Annotated in this window: 18 protein-coding genes and 1 pseudogene; 15 read left to right on the top strand and 4 right to left on the bottom strand. The window is 71.8% G+C overall.

Annotated elements, in window-relative coordinates; all coding sequences use genetic code 11:
- Positions 1-173: 173 nt before the first annotated feature.
- Positions 174-491 carry a PadR family transcriptional regulator gene (locus AB0A63_RS40480; protein WP_360402150.1) on the bottom strand — a complete coding sequence of 106 codons (318 nt, stop codon included), beginning with the start codon at positions 489-491 and terminating at the stop codon, positions 174-176.
- 555 nt (positions 492-1,046) lie between these two features.
- On the opposite strand from AB0A63_RS40480, the gene AB0A63_RS40475 reads away from it, so the two are divergent.
- Complete coding sequence (locus AB0A63_RS40475; RefSeq protein WP_360402147.1) at positions 1,047-1,232, top strand: hypothetical protein; 186 nt, start codon at positions 1,047-1,049, stop codon at positions 1,230-1,232.
- A gap of 103 nt (positions 1,233-1,335) precedes the next feature.
- Entirely contained in the window at positions 1,336-2,145 is an 810-nt protein-coding gene (locus AB0A63_RS40470) for a hypothetical protein (RefSeq protein ID WP_360402144.1), read from the top strand.
- Here the strand turns inward: AB0A63_RS40470 and AB0A63_RS40465 are convergent.
- The gene (locus tag AB0A63_RS40465) at positions 2,142-2,510 is read right to left on the bottom strand and encodes a hypothetical protein (protein ID WP_360402141.1); all 369 of its coding nucleotides are present in this window, start codon (positions 2,508-2,510) and stop codon (positions 2,142-2,144) included. The genes AB0A63_RS40470 and AB0A63_RS40465 overlap by 4 nt on opposite strands.
- A 282-nt stretch (positions 2,511-2,792) precedes the next feature.
- Positions 2,793-3,143, bottom strand: coding sequence for a helix-turn-helix transcriptional regulator (locus AB0A63_RS40460; protein WP_360402138.1), 351 nt, complete (start codon positions 3,141-3,143; stop codon positions 2,793-2,795).
- 844 nt (positions 3,144-3,987) lie between these two features.
- On the opposite strand from AB0A63_RS40460, the gene AB0A63_RS40455 reads away from it, so the two are divergent.
- Positions 3,988-7,065, top strand: coding sequence for a BTAD domain-containing putative transcriptional regulator (locus tag AB0A63_RS40455; RefSeq protein ID WP_360402135.1), 3,078 nt, complete (start codon positions 3,988-3,990; stop codon positions 7,063-7,065).
- A gap of 67 nt (positions 7,066-7,132) precedes the next feature.
- Here AB0A63_RS40455 and AB0A63_RS40450 read toward each other — a convergent pair whose 3' ends face one another.
- On the bottom strand, positions 7,133-7,297 hold the full coding sequence (locus tag AB0A63_RS40450) for a hypothetical protein (protein WP_360402132.1): 165 nt from the start codon (positions 7,295-7,297) through the stop codon (positions 7,133-7,135).
- Positions 7,298-7,499: 202 nt separating this feature from the next.
- On the opposite strand from AB0A63_RS40450, the gene AB0A63_RS40445 reads away from it, so the two are divergent.
- From AB0A63_RS40445 to AB0A63_RS40390, 12 genes and pseudogenes are all read left to right on the top strand, one after another.
- Positions 7,500-8,210, top strand: a complete 711-nt coding sequence (locus tag AB0A63_RS40445) for a hypothetical protein (RefSeq protein ID WP_360402129.1) — start codon at positions 7,500-7,502, stop codon at positions 8,208-8,210.
- Positions 8,174-8,425: a phosphopantetheine-binding protein gene (locus AB0A63_RS40440; RefSeq protein ID WP_360402126.1), complete on the top strand. Its 252-nt coding sequence runs from the start codon at positions 8,174-8,176 to the stop codon at positions 8,423-8,425. Before AB0A63_RS40445 ends, AB0A63_RS40440 begins: the two co-directional genes overlap by 37 nt.
- Before the next feature lie 29 nt (positions 8,426-8,454).
- Positions 8,455-8,829 carry an ectoine synthase gene (locus AB0A63_RS40435; protein ID WP_360402123.1) on the top strand — a complete coding sequence of 125 codons (375 nt, stop codon included), beginning with the start codon at positions 8,455-8,457 and terminating at the stop codon, positions 8,827-8,829.
- 78 nt (positions 8,830-8,907) lie between these two features.
- Entirely contained in the window at positions 8,908-9,846 is a 939-nt protein-coding gene (locus AB0A63_RS40430) for a pseudouridine-5'-phosphate glycosidase (RefSeq protein WP_360402120.1), read from the top strand.
- Positions 9,843-10,514 carry an HAD family hydrolase gene (locus AB0A63_RS40425; protein ID WP_360402117.1) on the top strand — a complete coding sequence of 224 codons (672 nt, stop codon included), beginning with the start codon at positions 9,843-9,845 and terminating at the stop codon, positions 10,512-10,514. The genes AB0A63_RS40430 and AB0A63_RS40425 overlap by 4 nt, the downstream gene beginning before the upstream one ends.
- Before the next feature lie 5 nt (positions 10,515-10,519).
- Complete coding sequence (locus tag AB0A63_RS40420) at positions 10,520-11,908, top strand: MFS transporter (protein ID WP_360402114.1); 1,389 nt, start codon at positions 10,520-10,522, stop codon at positions 11,906-11,908.
- Positions 11,905-12,690 carry a hypothetical protein gene (locus AB0A63_RS40415; RefSeq protein ID WP_360402111.1) on the top strand — a complete coding sequence of 262 codons (786 nt, stop codon included), beginning with the start codon at positions 11,905-11,907 and terminating at the stop codon, positions 12,688-12,690. Before AB0A63_RS40420 ends, AB0A63_RS40415 begins: the two co-directional genes overlap by 4 nt.
- A gap of 29 nt (positions 12,691-12,719) precedes the next feature.
- A complete protein-coding gene (locus AB0A63_RS40410) occupies positions 12,720-14,120 on the top strand; it encodes an AMP-binding protein (protein WP_360402108.1) in 1,401 nt (466 codons plus the stop codon).
- Positions 14,121-14,124: 4 nt separating this feature from the next.
- Entirely contained in the window at positions 14,125-15,264 is a 1,140-nt protein-coding gene (locus AB0A63_RS40405) for an acyl-CoA dehydrogenase family protein (protein ID WP_360402105.1), read from the top strand.
- A 15-nt stretch (positions 15,265-15,279) separates the two neighbouring features.
- Entirely contained in the window at positions 15,280-15,990 is a 711-nt protein-coding gene (locus AB0A63_RS40400; protein WP_360402102.1) for a transglutaminase-like domain-containing protein, read from the top strand.
- Entirely contained in the window at positions 15,987-16,745 is a 759-nt protein-coding gene (locus AB0A63_RS40395) for a glycosyltransferase (RefSeq protein ID WP_360402099.1), read from the top strand. The genes AB0A63_RS40400 and AB0A63_RS40395 overlap by 4 nt, the downstream gene beginning before the upstream one ends.
- A pseudogene (locus AB0A63_RS40390) lies at positions 16,742-17,200 on the top strand (hypothetical protein); the annotation flags it as partial. The gene AB0A63_RS40395 and the pseudogene AB0A63_RS40390, both read left to right, overlap by 4 nt.

Here is a 17,200-nt window from a genome sequence, read left to right as displayed (position 1 = left end):
GGGGCGGCCTAGGGCCTGTGTCGAGGTCCCGTTCGATGAGAGTCGCGCCTGAGGTGGTTCCTGGCGGTGCGGGCGAACAGCCCGCATACCGGTGTTGTATGTGGGCTGTCCACCCGTGCCCCTGGGGGCCGCCTCAGGCCCGGCTGTCGCGAACACGGACTTCGACACAGGCCCTAGCTCAGGCCGTTCGCGAGGCGTCCCTGCTGGAAGGACTGCGCGAAACCCTTCGTGGCCGCGGTGCGGAGCGCTTCACGGGCTTTCTCGGCGCCGTCCTCGGTGAGCTTGAAGTAGCGCCGCCGCGGCCGTTCTTCCTCGTGCGGGTCGACGTCCTCCCAGCGATCGGTGATCCAGCCTGCCGTGAGCAGGCGAACCAGGATCGGGTAGGTCGTGCCGGGCATCAGGTGGGTGCGGTCGGCGATCTCCAGGCCGTACAGCTCGGCGGTCGGATCAGCCAGAAGAGCGTGCAAAACGGCCTGCGTCTGGACGGTCATCCGCAGTGCTCCCACAACGAGGCACCCTATATCGAGTTGTGGAGCCGCCGCAGGGCCATGTGCGTGGAAACACCCTTACGTGCACTCGGACGGCGCGATCGGGCCATCAGACGTAGACGTCCATTCCCAGCGCGTCGTTGAGTGGTCACGCCGACCAGTACACGATCGGGTGGTTGAGGCGCTGACCCTATATAGAGATCATTATAGGGGTGTAGGTTCTGCCCATGGCGCAGCTGCGGCGAGTCCGCACCGCCATCGCCGACCTGGCCGACAGGTCCATGCCCGCGTGCCCCCGTTCGTCCCGCGCGTTGTCCCGCTCAAGGCTTACCGCACACCCCTGACAATTGTGAGCGCCTTGCTGCGGCGGGCGCCCTGCGCATGCCCTGATCCGTTCTCCCCGGTCGGCTTTCACGTGAGGTACTTCGTTCAATGTCCCCGCAGCACCGTCCTCGGCGCACGCCTGTCCAGCGGGCCGGCCGCCGCAGGCGCGTCACCCCTGTGGCTGCAGTACTGGGTGGCGGAGGCTCTCTCGCGAGCGTCTTCCTCGCCTCCTGGATGTCCTGGTTAGTGGCCGGGCTCCTGTTCATCGCGCTGGTCACGGTCAGCGGGGTGTTCTTGGCCGTGTTCTCCAAGAGGCACGAGCCCTTCGCCCGCGTGACCGAGCTGGCACGCCTGGCCAAAGGCGACGAGGAGTCGGGAGGCCTGCCGCCGGCGGTGCGGCGCTGTGAGGGGAAGCCCTGATGGAGTGGTGTCGCCTGATAACGAGAGCATCACGGGATGATCTCGGTGAGAATACCGGGGTGAGCTGGAGGGTGCGCCGCACTCCCGACAAACGGAGGAGTGCTTGAAAGAGCCGGGCGAGCGCTGCTTCTGGCTGGCGCTTCTCGCAGCGCTTCCACTCGGGACCACCCTGAGCCAGGTTCTCGAACTCTCGCTCCTGACCTCGCTGGTCGTGGGGTTGGGCGCCATGGTGATGTGGGGCGGCGCCGCGCTGGCCCTGTGGTCATGGCTCTACGTGCGCGACCTCCACGCCGAGACGCGTCACTGGGTGCTGACCTTCGTCGCGATCGGCATGCCGGAGCACTACGTGCCCGTGTGGCTCGAACAGATGCAGGCGCAGCTCAACGAGCTGAGCGGGCAGCGTCGCAAGACGTTCCTCACCGACCTGTTCCTCACGGCGCCGAAGAACTGGGTCGAGCTGAGCTGGACGCGCTTCCGGTACCTCCGCGCCAGTCGCTTCAGGGGCAACGAGCTGCGGTTGGCGCAGCACCTGGTCATGGTGCTGGCGCCCGACGGGAGGCGCAGCACGACCTTCGACCTCCTCCACGCCGTGGGGATCTCACGCCTGCAGAACCGCCGTGCCGCGCACAACGTGCCCGCCCTGGTGATGGCGCAGCGGCTGCTCGCGACGGAGAGCAAGCACTTCAGGGCCGCTCGTGAGCTCGCTGCCGAACTGCTCGACACCAGGGAACGGGTGTACCTGCTGAACCGTGACGTGCTTCGGATGCACCGCCGGGTGTGGCCGCGGCACGAACAGCCTCCGCACTCGCTCAGGTTCGAGGAGCTCGACCGGCTCCGGTCCCACGCGCTCGACCTGAGCCGGCGCCTGCGCGCCGCGCTCATGACGGGCATGGCCCGGGAGCTGGACGGCTAACGCATGAAGATCACCCGGCAGCCGTAGGAGGTCAGCCGCCGGTGCACCTCGTCGGCCTCGGCCTCGTCCTGGGAGAGGTGCCAGGTGCTCGGCGTGATCACGGTGGTGATGTGCAGCTCCCACACGACGTCGAGCAGGACCCTGAACGCGTTGCGTTCCAGCGGGCTTCCGGGGCGCAGGTCGACGAAGATCGGGTGGTAGAGCGCGAAGCCGAGCTCCCTGGCGTGCGTCATGATCCGTTCTTGCAGCTGCGGCACGGAGACCCGCTTGCCTTCTCCCCTCCGCAGGTAGCCGCAGGCGATCGGGAGGTCGCCGACGGCCAACGGGTGGGGAGGACGTTCGGGCGACTCCGCGCGTTCGGTCATCTTCGTCCCACCGTGCTCTTGCTCCTGCGCAACGTGCTCACCGCTCGCTCTACGTCCTCTGTGTGGTTGTACGGCGTCGCCGGGGTGTGCGGTTCGATGTCCGCCATTCGGCCGGACGCGGAGCCACTCCTTCGGCTGAGTTGATCAACAGGATTTCAGTGCGGACGCAACGGCGTCATCCCGCCGGGGTGAGGACGTCACTCGTTCGGCCGCCTGCCGTTCGGTGCACGTCGGCTGCGCCGTGAGCGGTGGAGCGTGGAGGGTCGACGAGTGGTGGCCGCTTCAGCCGAGCGGCCGCGAAGACCCCGCCTTGGCCAGCGCCGGCCGCGCGGCGATCACACCGGTCTCGGTGAGCCGGTAGAACCGGCGCCTGGGTCGGCCCGCCGCGCGGGGATCGACGTTCTCCCAGCGGGTCTCGAGCCAGCCCAGCCGCACCAGGCGAGCCAGGATCGGATAAGCGGTGCCGGGCATCATGCCGGCCGACTTGGCGATCTCCAGCCCGAAGTGCTCCGCGGCCGGGTCGGACAGCAGCAGTCGCAACACGGCCTGGACGTGGACGGTCATCCTCGGCCGGGCGGTCATGAGGTTGCTCGGCAGCGTGCGGTGCGCCTGCCATTCGGGACTGCGAGACATGTTCGATCGCTTTCGCAGATGGGAACGCGAGTGGCATATCTTGGTGGTGATCCACGGTGATCGAAGATCAGGCTATTGCGGGTGCGGAAATCCGTCGCCGATCTGGCGTGAACCTATCATCCAGGCGTTCCACCTGCGTCAACGTTCGGCGAACCGAATGGGTGAACTGGAGGTTCTTCACCTCATGTGGTTGTATTGCGGCCATTCCAATCAAGGGTGGCCCTGGCCGTCTCCGGGGTTTGGCAGGGGAGGCGTGGCGATTCTGAAATTCGGTTCACGGCCTGGCGGCAGGCTCTGGACGGTGAGCGCTGCGGCGGCATCAATGCGCACGGCCATGGGGGCGTGCAGCTCAAGCACGAGCCGGTCGCGGTCATCGCCACAAAGGCTTCGAGGTCGTCGAAGTTGCCCGCGAGCCCGTTGCCGACACCCGCGCGGTCTCTGTGGGAGGTGGAGGTCTCTCACCTGCACCGGCGAGGTCGAGGGCGAGACGTGCTCCCATGCGCACTGTGATGGGGAACGTGCCCGGCCATTGAGATGTCTGATGCCGCAGGCGGTTTCAGGGGATGGGGTTCGGTATTGCGCGACTGCTCCAGACGGGCTATGCGGTTGCGGAGTGCGCAGAACGCTCATCGCTCGGTTCCCGAGCAATTCGGCCCAATGCTGAAGAAACTCGCCCTTTGGGCTGTTCGGGTGTATTCCACGGGACCACTATTTTTGTGAAGAAAACGCTCCCACGCCTGGGGTAGCCTCGGCGAAGATCCAACGTCGCCCGCGGCGTGCGGCGTCGTGCACGTCGGCGTGCCGTGGCGATCGAGCCACCGTGACGGGGGAACGGGAGCTTGACATGGGGCTTGGGCTGCTCGGGCCGGTCGAGTTGGTCCTGGACGGCCGGTCGGTGGAGCTGGGGGGCCCGCGGCAGCGGGTCGTGCTGGCGGTCCTCGGCCTCAACGCCAACCGGGTGGTGCCGGTCGAGCAGCTGATCGACGCCGTGTGGGGCACGGCTCCGCCGTCGACGGCGCGGGGACAGGTCCAGATCTCCATCTCGTTGCTGCGCAAGCTGTTCGCCGACGCCGGCCGGTCGGACGTGATCGTGACCCGCCCACCGGGGTACGTGCTGCGGCTCGGTGCCGGGGAGGTGGACAGCCTCCGGTTCGGTGAGCTCGTGGCGGCGTCGCGGGAGCTGGCCGAGAGCGGGAAACCCGTGGACGCGGCGGCGACGTTGCGCGAGGCACTGGGGTTGTGGCGGGGGCCCGCGCTGGCGGACCTGCCCAGTGACCTGGTGCAGCGCAGCGCCACCGTGCTGGAGGAGCAGCGGCTGGCCGCGATCGAGGCCCGCATCCGGCTCGACCTGGGGCTCGGGCGGCACCGCGAGGTGGTCGTCGAGCTGCGGGCGCTGGTGGACGGGCACCCGCTGCGGGAGGGGCTGTACGGGCTGCTGATGCTCGCGTTGTACCGGACCGGGCGCCAGGCCGAGGCGCTGGAGGTGGGACGGCGCGCCCGCGCGCTCCTCATCGAGGAGGTGGGGCTGGAACCCGGTCAGGAGCTGCGGGACCTGGAGCAGGCGATCCTGCGCGGGGACGCGGCACTCGGTGTGCCGGAGTCACCGCTGCCGCTCGGTCCGCCGGCCCCGCCCGCGCCCGCCGCCGGTGACCGGCCGGCCCTGGGCGTGGTGCCGCGGCAGCTGCCGGCCAGCATCGCGGACTTCACCGGCCGCGAGGAGCAGCTGGACGAGATCATGCGGTTGCTGGACGTGGACGAGGACAAGCGCTGGAGCATGCCGATCATCGCCATCTCCGGCAAGGGGGGCGTCGGGAAGTCCACGCTCGCGGCCCGCGCGGCCCACCAGCTGAGCAGCCGCTACCCGGACGGCCAGCTGTACGCCGACATGGGGGCGGCCGGCGACAACGACCACACGGCCAAGCTGCTCGCGCGGTTCCTGCGGGCGCTGGGCGTGGCCGGCTCGGCGGTGCCGGAGGACGTGGAGGAACGGACCGAGCTGTACCGCAGCAAGCTGTCCGGCAAGCGGGTGCTGCTCGTGCTGGACGGTGTGTCCGACGAGTCGCAGGTGCGGCCGCTGCTGCCGGGCAGCCCGTCGTGTGCGGTGATCGTGACGAGCCGGGTCCGCCTGAGCGGGCTGCCGGGGGTCCGGCAGCTCGACGTCGGCGTGTTCGGCGTGGCGAAGTCGCTGGAACTGCTGAACCGGATCATCGGCCCGGCGCGGGCCGGGGCCGAGCCGGACGCCGCGGTGGAGCTGGTCCGGTTGTGCGGCGGACTGCCGCTCGCCCTGCGCATCGCGGGCGCGCGGCTGGTGTCCCGGCCGCACTGGCGGTTGAGCGGGCTGGTCCGGCGGCTGCACGACGAGGCGCGGCGGCTGGACGAGTTCGCCCACCACGGGTTGGAGCTGCGGTCGACGTTCGAGATCACCCACCGGGTGCTGGGCGAGCAGGCCCGGCGGCTGTTCCGGCTGTGCTCGCTGGTCACGGCGCCCGACTTCCCGGGGTGGACGGCCGCCGCACTGCTGGACACCACCGCGGCGGAGGCCGAGGAGGTGCTGGAGAGCCTGGTCGACGCCCAGCTGGTGGACATCGTCCAGTACGGGGAGGCGTCACCGCGCTACCGGCTGCACGACCTGATCCGGGTCTACGCCGCCGAACGGTTGCAGCAGGACACCACGGAGGAGGAGCGGACCGACGCGCTCGGGCGGGTGCTGGGCGGCTGGCTGGCGCTGGCCGAGGAGGCGCACCGGCGCGAGTACGGCGGCGACTACACCGTCCTGCACGGCACCGCGCGCCGGTGGCACCCCGGCGCCGCCGAGCTCGACGACCACCTCGGCGAACCCGCGCACTGGTGGGAGGCGGAGCGCAGGGCCCTGGTGGCGGCGGTCCGGCAGGCCGCAGAGGCCGGGTTGGACGAGCTGTGCTGGGACCTCGCCCTGACCTCCGTCACGCTGTTCGAGGCCAAGGGGTACTTCGACGACTGGCTGGAGTGCTCCGGGCTCGCCCACGAGGCGGCTCGGCAGGCGGGCAACCGGCTCGGGATGGCCGCGACGCAGTACTCCCTCGGAACGCTCCACGTGTTCCAGGCCCGGCTCGACGACGCGGAGAGGTGCTTCACGGTCGCGCTGGAGCTGTTCGACGCGGTGGGGAACGAGCACGGCAGGGCGCTGGTGCTGCGGAACTACGCGCACGTCCACGGACTCCGCGGCGACACCGCCGCGATGATGGCCAAGTACCTCGAAGCGCTGGCGGTGCTGCGGGCGGTGGGCGACCGGATCGGCGAGGCGCACGTCCTGCGCAGCATCGCCAAGCACCGGGTCGACGAGGGGGACACCGAGAGCGCGGCCCGCCTGCTGGACCAGGCGCTGACGATCACCAGGGAGACCGGCTGCCTGCGGGTCGAGGCGCAGGTGGAGCACAGGTTCGCCGAGCTCCACCTGGCCACCGGTCAGCTCGACGCCGCCAGGGACGCGTTGCACCGCGTGCTGCGCATCGTGCGCGACAACGGTGACCGGATCGGCGAGGTCTACGCCGTGCACGGCCTGGGACTGCTCCGGCAGCGCGAGGGGCGGCTGGACAACGCCGACACGACGCTGGTGAACGCGCTGCAGCTGGCCCGGCGGGTGGGGGAGCGGTTGATCGAAGCCAGGTCCCGGTACTCGCTCGGCGAGATCGCGCTCGCCCGTGGCGACGTGGACGGGGGCGCGGCGCACCTGGAGGAGGCCCTGCGGCTCTTCGACGAGCTCGGATCGGCGCTGTGGCAGGCCAAGGCGCTCGCGTTGCTGGCGGAGCACTTCGACGGCGCGGAGTCGCGGGAGCGGGTCGAGCAGGCCCTCGTGCTCCTGTACGGCATCGAGTCCGCCGAGGCGGTCGAGCTCGTGGCGCGGTTGCGCGAGCGGCTGGCGTGCGGGTCCGTCGTGGGGTGAGCGGGCTTTCCGCGTGACGGCCCGGCGGCGGGTGCTGCCGGCCGGGCCGTTGCGTCGGTCGATCCGCTCACCAGTGCGTGTCGTCCACGCACATCTGCAGCTTGTCACTCCAGTGGGTGTCCGGCGGGCACTGCACGGCCGCCGTGGCCGTCGAGTCCGCGAGGACGGCCGCCGCAGGGCCCGCGATGACGGACACACCGACCACGACCGCGGTGAGCAGGGACTTCAGCACCGGATTCTCCTTCCGTCCGTGCCGTTCTGGCTCGGTGCGACCAGCAGACCCGCTCCCGCCTTCGACGCGCCTTCCCCGCGCTCACAGCACCTGGCCCGCAACCGATAGCGGGCGGAAAGCGCATCGACAGCGCCGCCCCGCACCGTTGTTCCCGTACCTGCTGCGGCGACCACGGAGGGCAGCGCACGTGAACTGTTCCCAGGTGGGCTCCAGGCGACACCTGGCGCCCGATCTCGTGGACGCCGTGGTCGAGCGGCTCATGACCGGTGCGGCCGTGACGGGTGCGCTGCGGTCGGCGGTAGCGCAGGAGCACCACACCGCGGTGCTCACCGCGCTGGCCGCCCGGTACCTGCTCGCACCCGGCGTGGTCACCGCGTCGGTGGTGGGCACGGGCCAGGCGGTGCGGGCTCAGCTGGAGTCGCTGACCCGTTCCGTGCCGGACCTGACCCACGTCGCGGTCCGCGTGCTCGACGGCGCGCCGCTGGACCGCGACCTGGTGGACGGGCTCCACCGGACCGGCATCGGGTTGCACGTGGCCGCCACGGCGGCTGAGGCGGTGTTCGGGGCGAACCTCGTGGTCGTCACCTCCGGCGCCGGCCTCGACACGTGGCCCACGCACCTGCCCCGCGGGGCGTTGCTGGTCAACGCCAGCGGCGGCGAGCTGCCCGCGGCGCTGACCGGCGCGGTGGACGGCCGGTTCGTCGACGACCTGGCGCTGCTGAGCGCGGCGTGCCCGCAGGGCCGTCCCGTCGAGGCGGACCTGCGGCAGGTCGTCACCGGCGAGCGCGCCGGCCGCACCGGTGCGGACCACGTGCTGCTCGTCGACCTGCTGACCGAACAACGGCAGCACGGACAAACCCAGGAGGAGGACCACGAGTGTCGATCGAGAACGAGGTCAAGCGGTTCATCGTGACCACCTTCGCCCAGGACGTCACACCCGACCAGCTCCCGTCCGACTACGACCTGCTGGACAACGGGGTGGTGGACAGCCTGGGCCTGCTCCGCCTCATCGCCTGGGTGGGCGAGCGCTACGAGATCCCGGTCGAGGAGCGCGACGTCTCCCCGGCCCAGTTCAGCTCGGTGGAGGCCATCACGGCCTTCATCGCGGACGCACACACCTACGTCTGAAAGACCGAGGAGAGGGAGGGCTCACGCACATGATCGTGCGCGACAAGGCCGGCATCGACGGCATCGACTGGGGGAACGGGCTCAGCTACCGGCTCTTGGTCCAGAAGGACAACATGGGCTTCACGATCGCTCACACCGTCGTGAAGGCGGGGTCGAAGTCCCCGCTGGAGTACCGCAACCACCTGGAGGCGTGCTACTGCATCGCGGGGCGCGGACAGGTGATCGACGAGGACGGCACGACGCACGAGATCGAGCCGGGCGTGATGTACGCGCTGGACCGGCACGACCGGCACTTCCTGATCGCCTCCCCCGAACAGGACCTGGAGCTGATCAGCGTCTTCAACCCGCCGCTGCGCGGAGACGAGCGGCACAACTTCGACACGGACGAGTTCTCCCAGTACTGACCGGCGACCGGTGGCGTGGGAGCGCTCCCGCTTCCACGCCACCGGCCGACCCCAAGACACGACGCGAAGGAGTTCACGGTGTCCGCACGCGACGAGTTCTTCTCGGTGTCCGAGGAGGTCGCCGACGCGCTGGCCGAGGGCCGGCCGGTGGTGGCGCTGGAGTCTTCCGGTGTGGTGCAGGGCCTGCCGCACCCGCTGAACCTCCAGACCGCGCTCGACATGGACAAGGCCATCCGCGCCGAAGGCGCTGTGCCCGCCCGCACCGGCATCGTGTCCGGCCGGCTCGTGGTGGGCATGTCCGACGAGCAGGTGGAGCTGTTCGCCACCACGCCGACCGTGCCGAAGGTCGGGGCCCGCGACCTCGGTCCCGTGCTGGCCGGCGGTGGGCACGGCGGCACGACGGTCTCCGCGGCCCTGGTCGCCGCCGCCAGGGCCGGCATCGAGGTGTTCGCGGTCGCCGGCATCGGCGGTGTCCACTTCGGAGCGCAGCGCAGCTTCGACATCTCAGCGGACCTGGTGGAGTTCACCCGGCACCGGGTGGCCGTGGTCTGCGCGGGTGCCAAGTCGCTGCTGGACCCGGCGCTCACCCTGGAGTACCTGGAAACCCAGGGCGTTCCGGTGGTGGGCTACCGCTGCGACGACTTCCCGGCCTACTACAGCGTCTCCAGCGGCGAGCGCAACCCGCGCCGCGTGGACGACCTCGACGAGCTGGCGGCCGCGGTGCGCCTGCACTGGGCGGTGGGCAACACCGGTGGCTTCCTCGTCACCCACCCGATCCACGCCGAGGACGCCCTGCCCGCGGACGAGGTCTACGCGCTGGTGCGGGAGAAGCAGGCCGAGACCGAGGCGGCGGGCGTGCAGGGCAAGGACGTGACGCCGGCCATCCTCAGCGCGGTCGGCAAGGCCACCAGCGGCCGCACCGGCGAGGCCAACCGGTCGGTCCTGCTGTCCACCAGCGCCTTGGCCGCCGGGTTCGCCTCGGCGCTCAAGCGCAGCCGCCCGGAGGAGCAGGCGTGAGCACCGCCGTTCTGTTCGACGTCGACGGCACGCTGGTCGACACGCCGGCCGGGATGACGGCGGTGCTGCGCCAGGTGGTGGCCGAGAACGGCGGCTCTGCGGACGAGGCGCGGCTGCGCGCCACCGTCGGCCGCCCGCTGGTCGCCTCCCTGGCGCTGCTGCTCGGCCTCCCGCCCGAACACCCCGGTGCCGAGCGCGCCGCAGACCGGGCCCGTGAGCTGTTCACCGAGGTGGTCATCCCGTCGGCGCGCGAGCTGGTCCTGCCCGGCGTGCCCGAGCTGCTCGACGGCCTGCGCGCGGACGGCCGTCCCGTCGCCGCGGTCACCAGCAAGGTGCACCGCAGCGCGGTGGAGCTGCTGGCGGCCACCGGTCTGCTGGTCCACTTCGACGTCCTCGTCTGCCACGGCATGGCCGACCGCGGCAAACCGCACCCCGACCTGGCCCTGCTGGCGGCCGACCGGCTCGGCGTCATCCCGGCCGACTGCGTCGTCGTCGGTGACGCGGTCGACGACATGGCCATGGCCCGTGCCGCGGGCATGACCGCCCTGGGCGTGGCCACCGGCGTCGCCACCGCCGACGAGCTGCTGGCCGCGGGGGCGAGTGCCGTGCACGCCGACGCGCTCGGGCTCGGCACCGTCCTCCTCCCGATCAGCACCCCTTCGAGGTGATCACCATGACCAGTACGGAAGACGCCACGGCACGCGGGCGCACCGCGAACGCGGCACTCGCGATCCTCGCCGTGGCGCAGTTCCTCATCGCACTCGACTACTCCATCGTCTACATCGCACTGCCCAGCGTCGGCGCGGACCTGGCGCTGACCGAGAGCTCCCTGCAGTGGGTGGTCAGCGGCTACGCGGTGTTCTTCGCCGGGTTCCTCGTCGTCGGCGGCCGGGTGTCGGACCGGTTCGGCCCGCGCCGCCTGTTCATCGCAGGCACCCTGCTGTTCGGCGTGGCCTCGCTGCTGGGCGGCCTCGCGCCGAGCGCACCGCTGCTCCTGGTGGCCCGCGCCGCCCAGGGCGTCGCGGCCGCGGTGCTCCAGCCCGCGGTCATCGCCCTGATCAACACCTCCTTCCCCGCCGGACCCGCCCGCAACCGCGCCCTGGGCGTGTGGGGAACGGTCGGCGCGTCCGGGCTGGCCGCGGGCGTGGTCATCGGTGGCCTGCTGACCACGGTGTCCTGGCGGTGGGTGTTCCTGATCAACCTGCCACTGGCGGCGATCTGCGCGTTCGCCGCGCCGAAGCTCCTGCCCCGCAACGAGATCACCACCGCTGACCGCGGCGGTCTCAACGTGCCCAGCGCCGTGCTGTGCACCGGTGCCGTGCTGTCCGCGGCGCTGGCGCTGACGCTGACGGCGGGCGGCAGCTGGACGGACCCCGGTGCCCTGGCGGCGTTCGGCGCGGCCGCGGTGCTCCTCGCCTGGTTCGTGGTCCAGGAGCGGCGCAGCGAACGCCCGCTGGTCGACCCCGTGCTGCGGCGCACCCGTTCGCTGCTGGTCGGCTGCGGCACCACGGCGCTCTACATGGCCAGCGTCGGCAACCAGTTCTTCGTGGTGACGCTGCTGGTGCAGCAGCTGCGCGGCTACGACCCGCTGGCCGCGGGGCTGGCGTTCCTGCCGATGGCGGTGGCGATCGCGGTGGCGAACTCCGTGGCGGCGCGCATCGTGGCCGCGATCGGGGTGCGGGCCACGCTCGCGCTGGCGTTCGTCGCGGACGCGGCCGGCCTGCTGCTGCTCGCGTTCCAGGCGCACGGCGACAGCTACGTCGTGCACCTGTTGCCGGGTCTGCTGATCACCGGCTTCGCCCACGGCGTGACCTACGTGTCGATGTTCATCGCCGGCACGGCCGACGTCGAGGACCGCAACCAGGGCACCGGAAGCGCGCTGATGACGACCTCGCAGTACATGGCGGGCGCCCTCGGCGTAGCCGTGCTGGTGCTGGTGCTCGGTCGTGAGCCCGACGCCGGCGCGTTCGCCGCGGCGTTCGTGACCACCGCCGTGGCGGCTGCGGCAGGCGCGCTGCTGGCCTGGTTCGGGCCGGTCCGGCGTGAGGGGAGCCGGTCGTGAGGGCGCAGGCCTGGACCGCGCGGCTGGGGGTGCTGGTCGTGCACAACGACCCGGTGGTCGAGGCGGAGCTGTGGGCCATGGCGCCGCCGGGCGTCACCGTCCACACGGCCCGCTTCGAGAGCCCGACCAGCACCGGCGCCGAGTACACCAGCGAGTCCTGGGAACGCGTGGTGTCCAGCCCGGACGTGCGGCGCGGCCTGGTGCAGCTCGGCGAGCTGGGCGTCTCGGCGATCTGCCTGTGCTTCGGGTCGGCCAGCTTCTTCGGCGGCCTGGAGTTCGACACCGGGTTCACCGCCGCGGCCGCCGAGCTGACCGGCGGCACCCCGGTCTACACCGCCGGGCAGGCCATCCGCGCCGCGCTGACCACGCTCGGCGTGCGCCGTCCCATGGTGCTCGCGCCGCCGTGGTTCACCGCGCCGACGTTCGCCGCCGCGGAGTCCTACCTGACGGCCGCCGGGTTCGAACCCGCCGCGCTGGTGCCCTTCCGGCTGGGCGAGCGGTGGGACGGCGTCGAGCGCCACCGGCTCTTCGACCGCGGCGGGCGCTGGGACGTGCACCCCGCCGAGGTGTGCCGCCAGGCCGCGGCGGCCTTCCCCGCGCACGCCGACGGGCTGCTGCTGCCCGGCAGCGGCTTCCGCTCCTGGGAGGCCGTCGAGGAGCTGGAGCGCCGGCTCGGAGTGCCGGTCGTGACCTCCAACCAGGCGTGCCTGTGGCGACTGCTCGACCTCACCGGCCTGGACGCGCGGGTGCCCGGTGGCGGACTGCTGACCGCCGGCCGCTGAGCCGGCCCGACCTCGACTGGGGAACCACCATGCCCACCACATCGTTCGTGACCGCGTTCGCCGCGCAGGTGGACGCACGACCGCACGCCCCGGCGTTGTCCTGGGCCGGGGCCGCGGTGGACTACGCCTCCCTGGACCGGCTGGCGCGGGAGTCCGCGTCGCTGCTGCACGACGTCCCGGCCGACGCGCCGGTGTGCGTGCCCGCGCACAAGTCGCCGGAGACCATCGCCCTGCTCATCGCGTGCTTCCGCGAGAACAGGCGGGTGCTGCTGCCCTCCGCGACGCTGGGCCACGACGCCCTGCTGCGGCTGTGCGAGCAGGTCGGCTGCTCGCACGTGCTCACCCCGCAGGGCGTGCGGACGACCGGCGCCGACGCCGCCGTGCTGCCCGGACCCGGTCTGCTGCTGACCACCTCCGGCTCCACCGGCACGCCCAAGGTCGTCGTGCTCGCCGAACGGGGCGTGGACGAGTTCCTCGCCTGGTCCGCCCGCACGTTCGGCATCGGCCCCGGCGTCGGGGTGCTCAACTACGCGCCGCTCAACTTCGACCTGTGCCTGCTGGACCTGTGGGCGGCACTGGCCGTCGGCGCCCGCACGGACCTGGTCGACCCCGAACGAGCAACCGACGGCGACCACCTGGCCGATCTGTGCGCCGAGTGGGCGCCCGCGGTGGTGCAGGCGGTGCCGCTGTTCTTCCGGCTGGTCACCGCGACCGGGCGGGTCCTCCCGGCCGTGCGGGAGGTCCTGCTCACCGGGGACGCCGCTCCGCCCGCACTGCTCACCGGCGTCGCGGCCGCCTTCCCGCAGGCCCGGCTGTGGAACGTCTACGGCTGCACCGAGACCAACGACAGCTTCGTGCACCGCATCGACCCGACCCGCACGCCGACGCCGATCGGCACCCCGATCGACGGTGTCGAGTTCCGCATCGTCGACGACGAGGACCGCGACGCCGACAGCGGCGAGCTGGTGGTGCGCACCCCGTTCCGCGCCGAGGGCTACCTCGACCCCGAGCTCACCCGCGACCGGTGGCACGACGGCTGGTTCCGCACCGGCGACCTGGTCCGCCGCGACGGGACCGGGCTCGTGCACCTCACCGGCCGCACCGACCACCAGGTGAAGGTGCGCGGCGTGCGCACCAACGTCCAGGAGGTCGAGAACGTCGTGCTCGCCCACCCCGAGGTGGTCGAGGCCGCCGTGGTCCCGCTCCCCGACGAGGAGGCCGGGACCGTGCTGCGCGCGGTGGTCCGCCGCGCGCCGGGCTCGCGGCTCAACGGACTGCACCTGCGGGCGCACTGCGCCGCCGCGCTGCCCAGGACCGCCATCCCCGGCGCGTTCGAGATCGGCGACGAGGCGCTGCCCCGCACCTCCACCGGCAAGGTCGACCGCACCGCGCTGCGCACGCGGCGGACAGCGGTCGCGGAAGGGGTGTGACGTGATGATCGAGTGGAACGAGGACCAGCGCTCGTTGCGCGCGGCGGTCGAGGAGCTCGGCCCGGTGCTCGGCGAGGGCCACGTCGAGCGCGACGCCGGCGGCGAGTTCGCCGAGGGCGCCTGGAAGGTGCTGTGCGAGACGGGGCTGCTCGGCCTGCCGTTCGGCGAGCGGTGGGGCGGTCTCGGCCAGGACCTGCTGACCACCATGTACGTGCTGGAGGGCCTCGGCCACACCTGCCGCGACGGCGGGTTCAGCTTCTCGGTGTCCACGCACATGGTCAGCACCGGCGTGCCGCTGCAGCGCTTCGGCTCAGCGGAGCTGAAGGACCGCTACCTCACCGGGGTGTGCGACGGCTCGGTCATCGGCGCGCACGCCATCACCGAACCCGAGGGCGGGTCGGACGTCATGGCCATGCGCACCTCCGCGGTGCGCGACGGCGACCACTACGTCCTCAACGGCAGCAAGACGTTCATCAGCAACGGGCCGCTGGCCGACGTGGTCGTCGTCTACGCCCGCACCGGCAAGCGCGGCAGCCCCGCCGCCATCACCGCGTTCCTCGTCGACCGCGACACACCCGGTCTGACCGTGGGCAAACCGGTGGCCAAGATGGGGCTGCGCACCTCGCCCCTGAGCGAGCTGTACTTCGACGACTGCCGGGTGCCTGCGGCGAACGTCGTCGGCTCGCCCGGTGCGGGGTTCCTCATCCTCGACCACGTGATGAAGTGGGAGATCCTGTGCTCCTTCATCATCAACGTCGGCGAGATGCAGCACCGGCTGGAGCGCTGTGTGGACTACGCCCGCACGCGGGTCCAGTTCGGACAGAAGATCGGGTCGTTCCAGTCGGTGTCGAACCGGGTCGTGGAGATGCGCATCGCGGTGGAGACCGCGCGCAAGTGGCTCTACGACACCGCGGTGAAGCTCCAGAACGGCAAGAACGTCACCGCGGACCTGGCCATCGCCAAGCTCCAGGCCAGCGAGGCCAACGTCAGCACGGCCCTGTCCGCGGTGCAGCTCTTCGGAGGGTACGGCTACACCGCGGAGTACGGGCTGGAGAAGGACCTGCGCAACGCCGTCGCCGGGACGATCTACTCCGGAACCTCGGACATCCAGCGGCAGCGCATCGCTTCCATGATGGGTTTATGAGGAGAGTGACCGAAGATGTCTGTGCAAGCGGCCAACACCGGCCTGCTCCACCCGAACCTGGCCGTCACCGAGTTCCTCGACCACGACAGCGACGTCGTCCGCGACTTCGTGCACGGGGTGCTGCCCGGCGGTGGCGAGGGCATGACCGACGTCGAACGGGCCTGCGCCCTCTACTACGCGGTGCGCGACGGCATCCACTACGAGGTCTACGGCGCCGACCTGACCCGTGACGGCCTCAAGGCGAGCGCGATCATCCAGCGCGGCACGGGTTTCTGCGTCCACAAGTCCATCGTGTACGCCGCTGCCGTGCGGTCCGTGGGCATCCCGAGCCGCCTCTACTACGGCGACGTGCGCAACCACCTCGCGTCACCGCAGCTGGAAGAGCTGATGGGCGGCAACGTCTTCACCTACCACAGCCTCGCCACCGTCTTCCTCGACGGCAGGTGGGTGCGCGCCACCCCGGTGTTCAACAAGATGCTGTGCAAGCTCTACCGGATCAAGCCGCTGGAGTTCGACGGCCGCACCGACAGCATGTACCACCCGTACGACGAGAACGGCCGCCGGCACATGGAGTTCCTGCGCGAGCACGGCGAGTTCGACGACTTCCCGTACGACGTGGTGGTCGACGGCATCCGGGCCAACCACCCGAAGCTGTTCGCCTCCCGGCACACGACCGCGCGCGGCTCGCTGGTCGCCGACGCGGCCGCTCAAGGGGACCGGTCATGACAGCGCCCCCGGTGGTCCTGCCCCGGCAGCGCGCCGCCCACGACCCCCGGCTGCGCTCCACAGTGGACCTGGAGCTGGTGGTGCCCGCGTTCAACGAGGCAGGCCGTTTGCCCGCTACGCTCGCCGTGCTGACCGAGTTCCTGGCGGACCGGCCGTGGCGGTCGCGGGTCGTGGTGGTGGACAACGGCAGCACCGACGGCACCGCCACCGCCGTCGCCGGTCATCCCGACGTGGTGGTCATCGGCTGTGCCCGCCCCGGCAAGGGCGCGGCCGTGCGCCGCGGCCTGGAGAGCAGCACGTCCCGGTTCGTCGGTTTCCTCGACGCGGACCTGTCCACCCCGGTGCGGACGCTGACCCGCGCGGTGGCGGAGCTGGAAGCGGGCGCGGCGGCGGCGATCGGGTCGAGGCACGCTCCCGGTGCCGAGCTGGTGATCCCGCAGCCGTTGAGCCGCAGGGTCGGCGGCGCGGTGTTCCGCGCCCTGGCCCGCCGCTTGGTGCCCGAGGTGCACGACACCCAGTGCGGGTTCAAGCTCTTCGAACGGGTGGCCGTGCAGCGGGCGCTGGCGGGGTGCCAGGTCGACGGGTTCGCGTTCGACGTGGAGCTGCTGCGGCGCATCCGGCTGGCCGGGGGGCGCATCGCCGAGGTGCCCGTGGCCTGGACCGACGACCAGCGGTCCACCTTCCGCCCCCTGCACGACGGCCGTGCGGCGTTCGCGGACCTGGTGCGCCTGTACCGGGCGAAGGCGGCGCTATGAGCACCCGGCGACAGGTGCTCGTGGTGTCCGGCTACGACCCGGCGGCGGAGGGCGAGCGGTACGTGCGCGAGGTCGTGCGGCGCTGGGCCGCCGGCGGAACGCGGGTCACGCTGGCGGTGACCGGCACGCCCGCCCACGAGGCCGTCACGGGGGTGGCGGTCCGGCGCTTCGCGCGGCCGGCCTCGCTGGTGGTGTGGGTACTGCGGCACGCACACCGCTTCGACGCGGTGGTGGACGCGACCGACGGCGCGGTGGCCACGGCGTGGCTGGCCGGGCGCGGGCGCATCCCCGTCGTGCGGCTGGAGCCGGGGTCGCACCGCGGTGGGCGCAAGCGGCTGCCGGTGCCGGTGCGCCTGGCGCGGTGGGCCGGCGACCGCCGCACAACGGTCGTGCTGTCCCCGTCGGCGCGCCACGAACTGCGCTGCCGCGTGGGTCTGCGCGGCCCCGTGCTCGTC

The sequence above is a fragment of the Lentzea sp. NPDC042327 genome, from assembly GCF_040647275.1.
GTDB lineage: Bacteria > Actinomycetota > Actinomycetes > Mycobacteriales > Pseudonocardiaceae > Lentzea.
The sequence above is the reverse complement of the archived record's forward strand: the minus strand, read 5'-3'. Positions and strand labels throughout refer to the sequence as shown.

What these genes read in the sequence shown, in the direction of transcription:
- AB0A63_RS40480 (WP_360402150.1), bottom strand. Translation starts at nt 491, where the DNA reads ATGACCGTCCAGACGCAGGCCGTTTTGCACGCTCTTCTGGCTGATCCG.
- AB0A63_RS40475 (WP_360402147.1), top strand. Translation starts at nt 1,047, where the DNA reads ATGTCCTGGTTAGTGGCCGGGCTCCTGTTCATCGCGCTGGTCACGGTC.
- AB0A63_RS40465 (WP_360402141.1), bottom strand. Translation starts at nt 2,510, where the DNA reads ATGACCGAACGCGCGGAGTCGCCCGAACGTCCTCCCCACCCGTTGGCC.
- AB0A63_RS40460 (WP_360402138.1), bottom strand. Translation starts at nt 3,143, where the DNA reads ATGTCTCGCAGTCCCGAATGGCAGGCGCACCGCACGCTGCCGAGCAAC.
- AB0A63_RS40455 (WP_360402135.1), top strand. Translation starts at nt 3,988, where the DNA reads ATGGGGCTTGGGCTGCTCGGGCCGGTCGAGTTGGTCCTGGACGGCCGG.
- AB0A63_RS40435 (WP_360402123.1), top strand. Translation starts at nt 8,455, where the DNA reads ATGATCGTGCGCGACAAGGCCGGCATCGACGGCATCGACTGGGGGAAC.
- AB0A63_RS40420 (WP_360402114.1), top strand. Translation starts at nt 10,520, where the DNA reads ATGACCAGTACGGAAGACGCCACGGCACGCGGGCGCACCGCGAACGCG.
- AB0A63_RS40410 (WP_360402108.1), top strand. Translation starts at nt 12,720, where the DNA reads ATGCCCACCACATCGTTCGTGACCGCGTTCGCCGCGCAGGTGGACGCA.
- AB0A63_RS40405 (WP_360402105.1), top strand. Translation starts at nt 14,125, where the DNA reads ATGATCGAGTGGAACGAGGACCAGCGCTCGTTGCGCGCGGCGGTCGAG.
- AB0A63_RS40400 (WP_360402102.1), top strand. Translation starts at nt 15,280, where the DNA reads ATGTCTGTGCAAGCGGCCAACACCGGCCTGCTCCACCCGAACCTGGCC.
- AB0A63_RS40395 (WP_360402099.1), top strand. Translation starts at nt 15,987, where the DNA reads ATGACAGCGCCCCCGGTGGTCCTGCCCCGGCAGCGCGCCGCCCACGAC.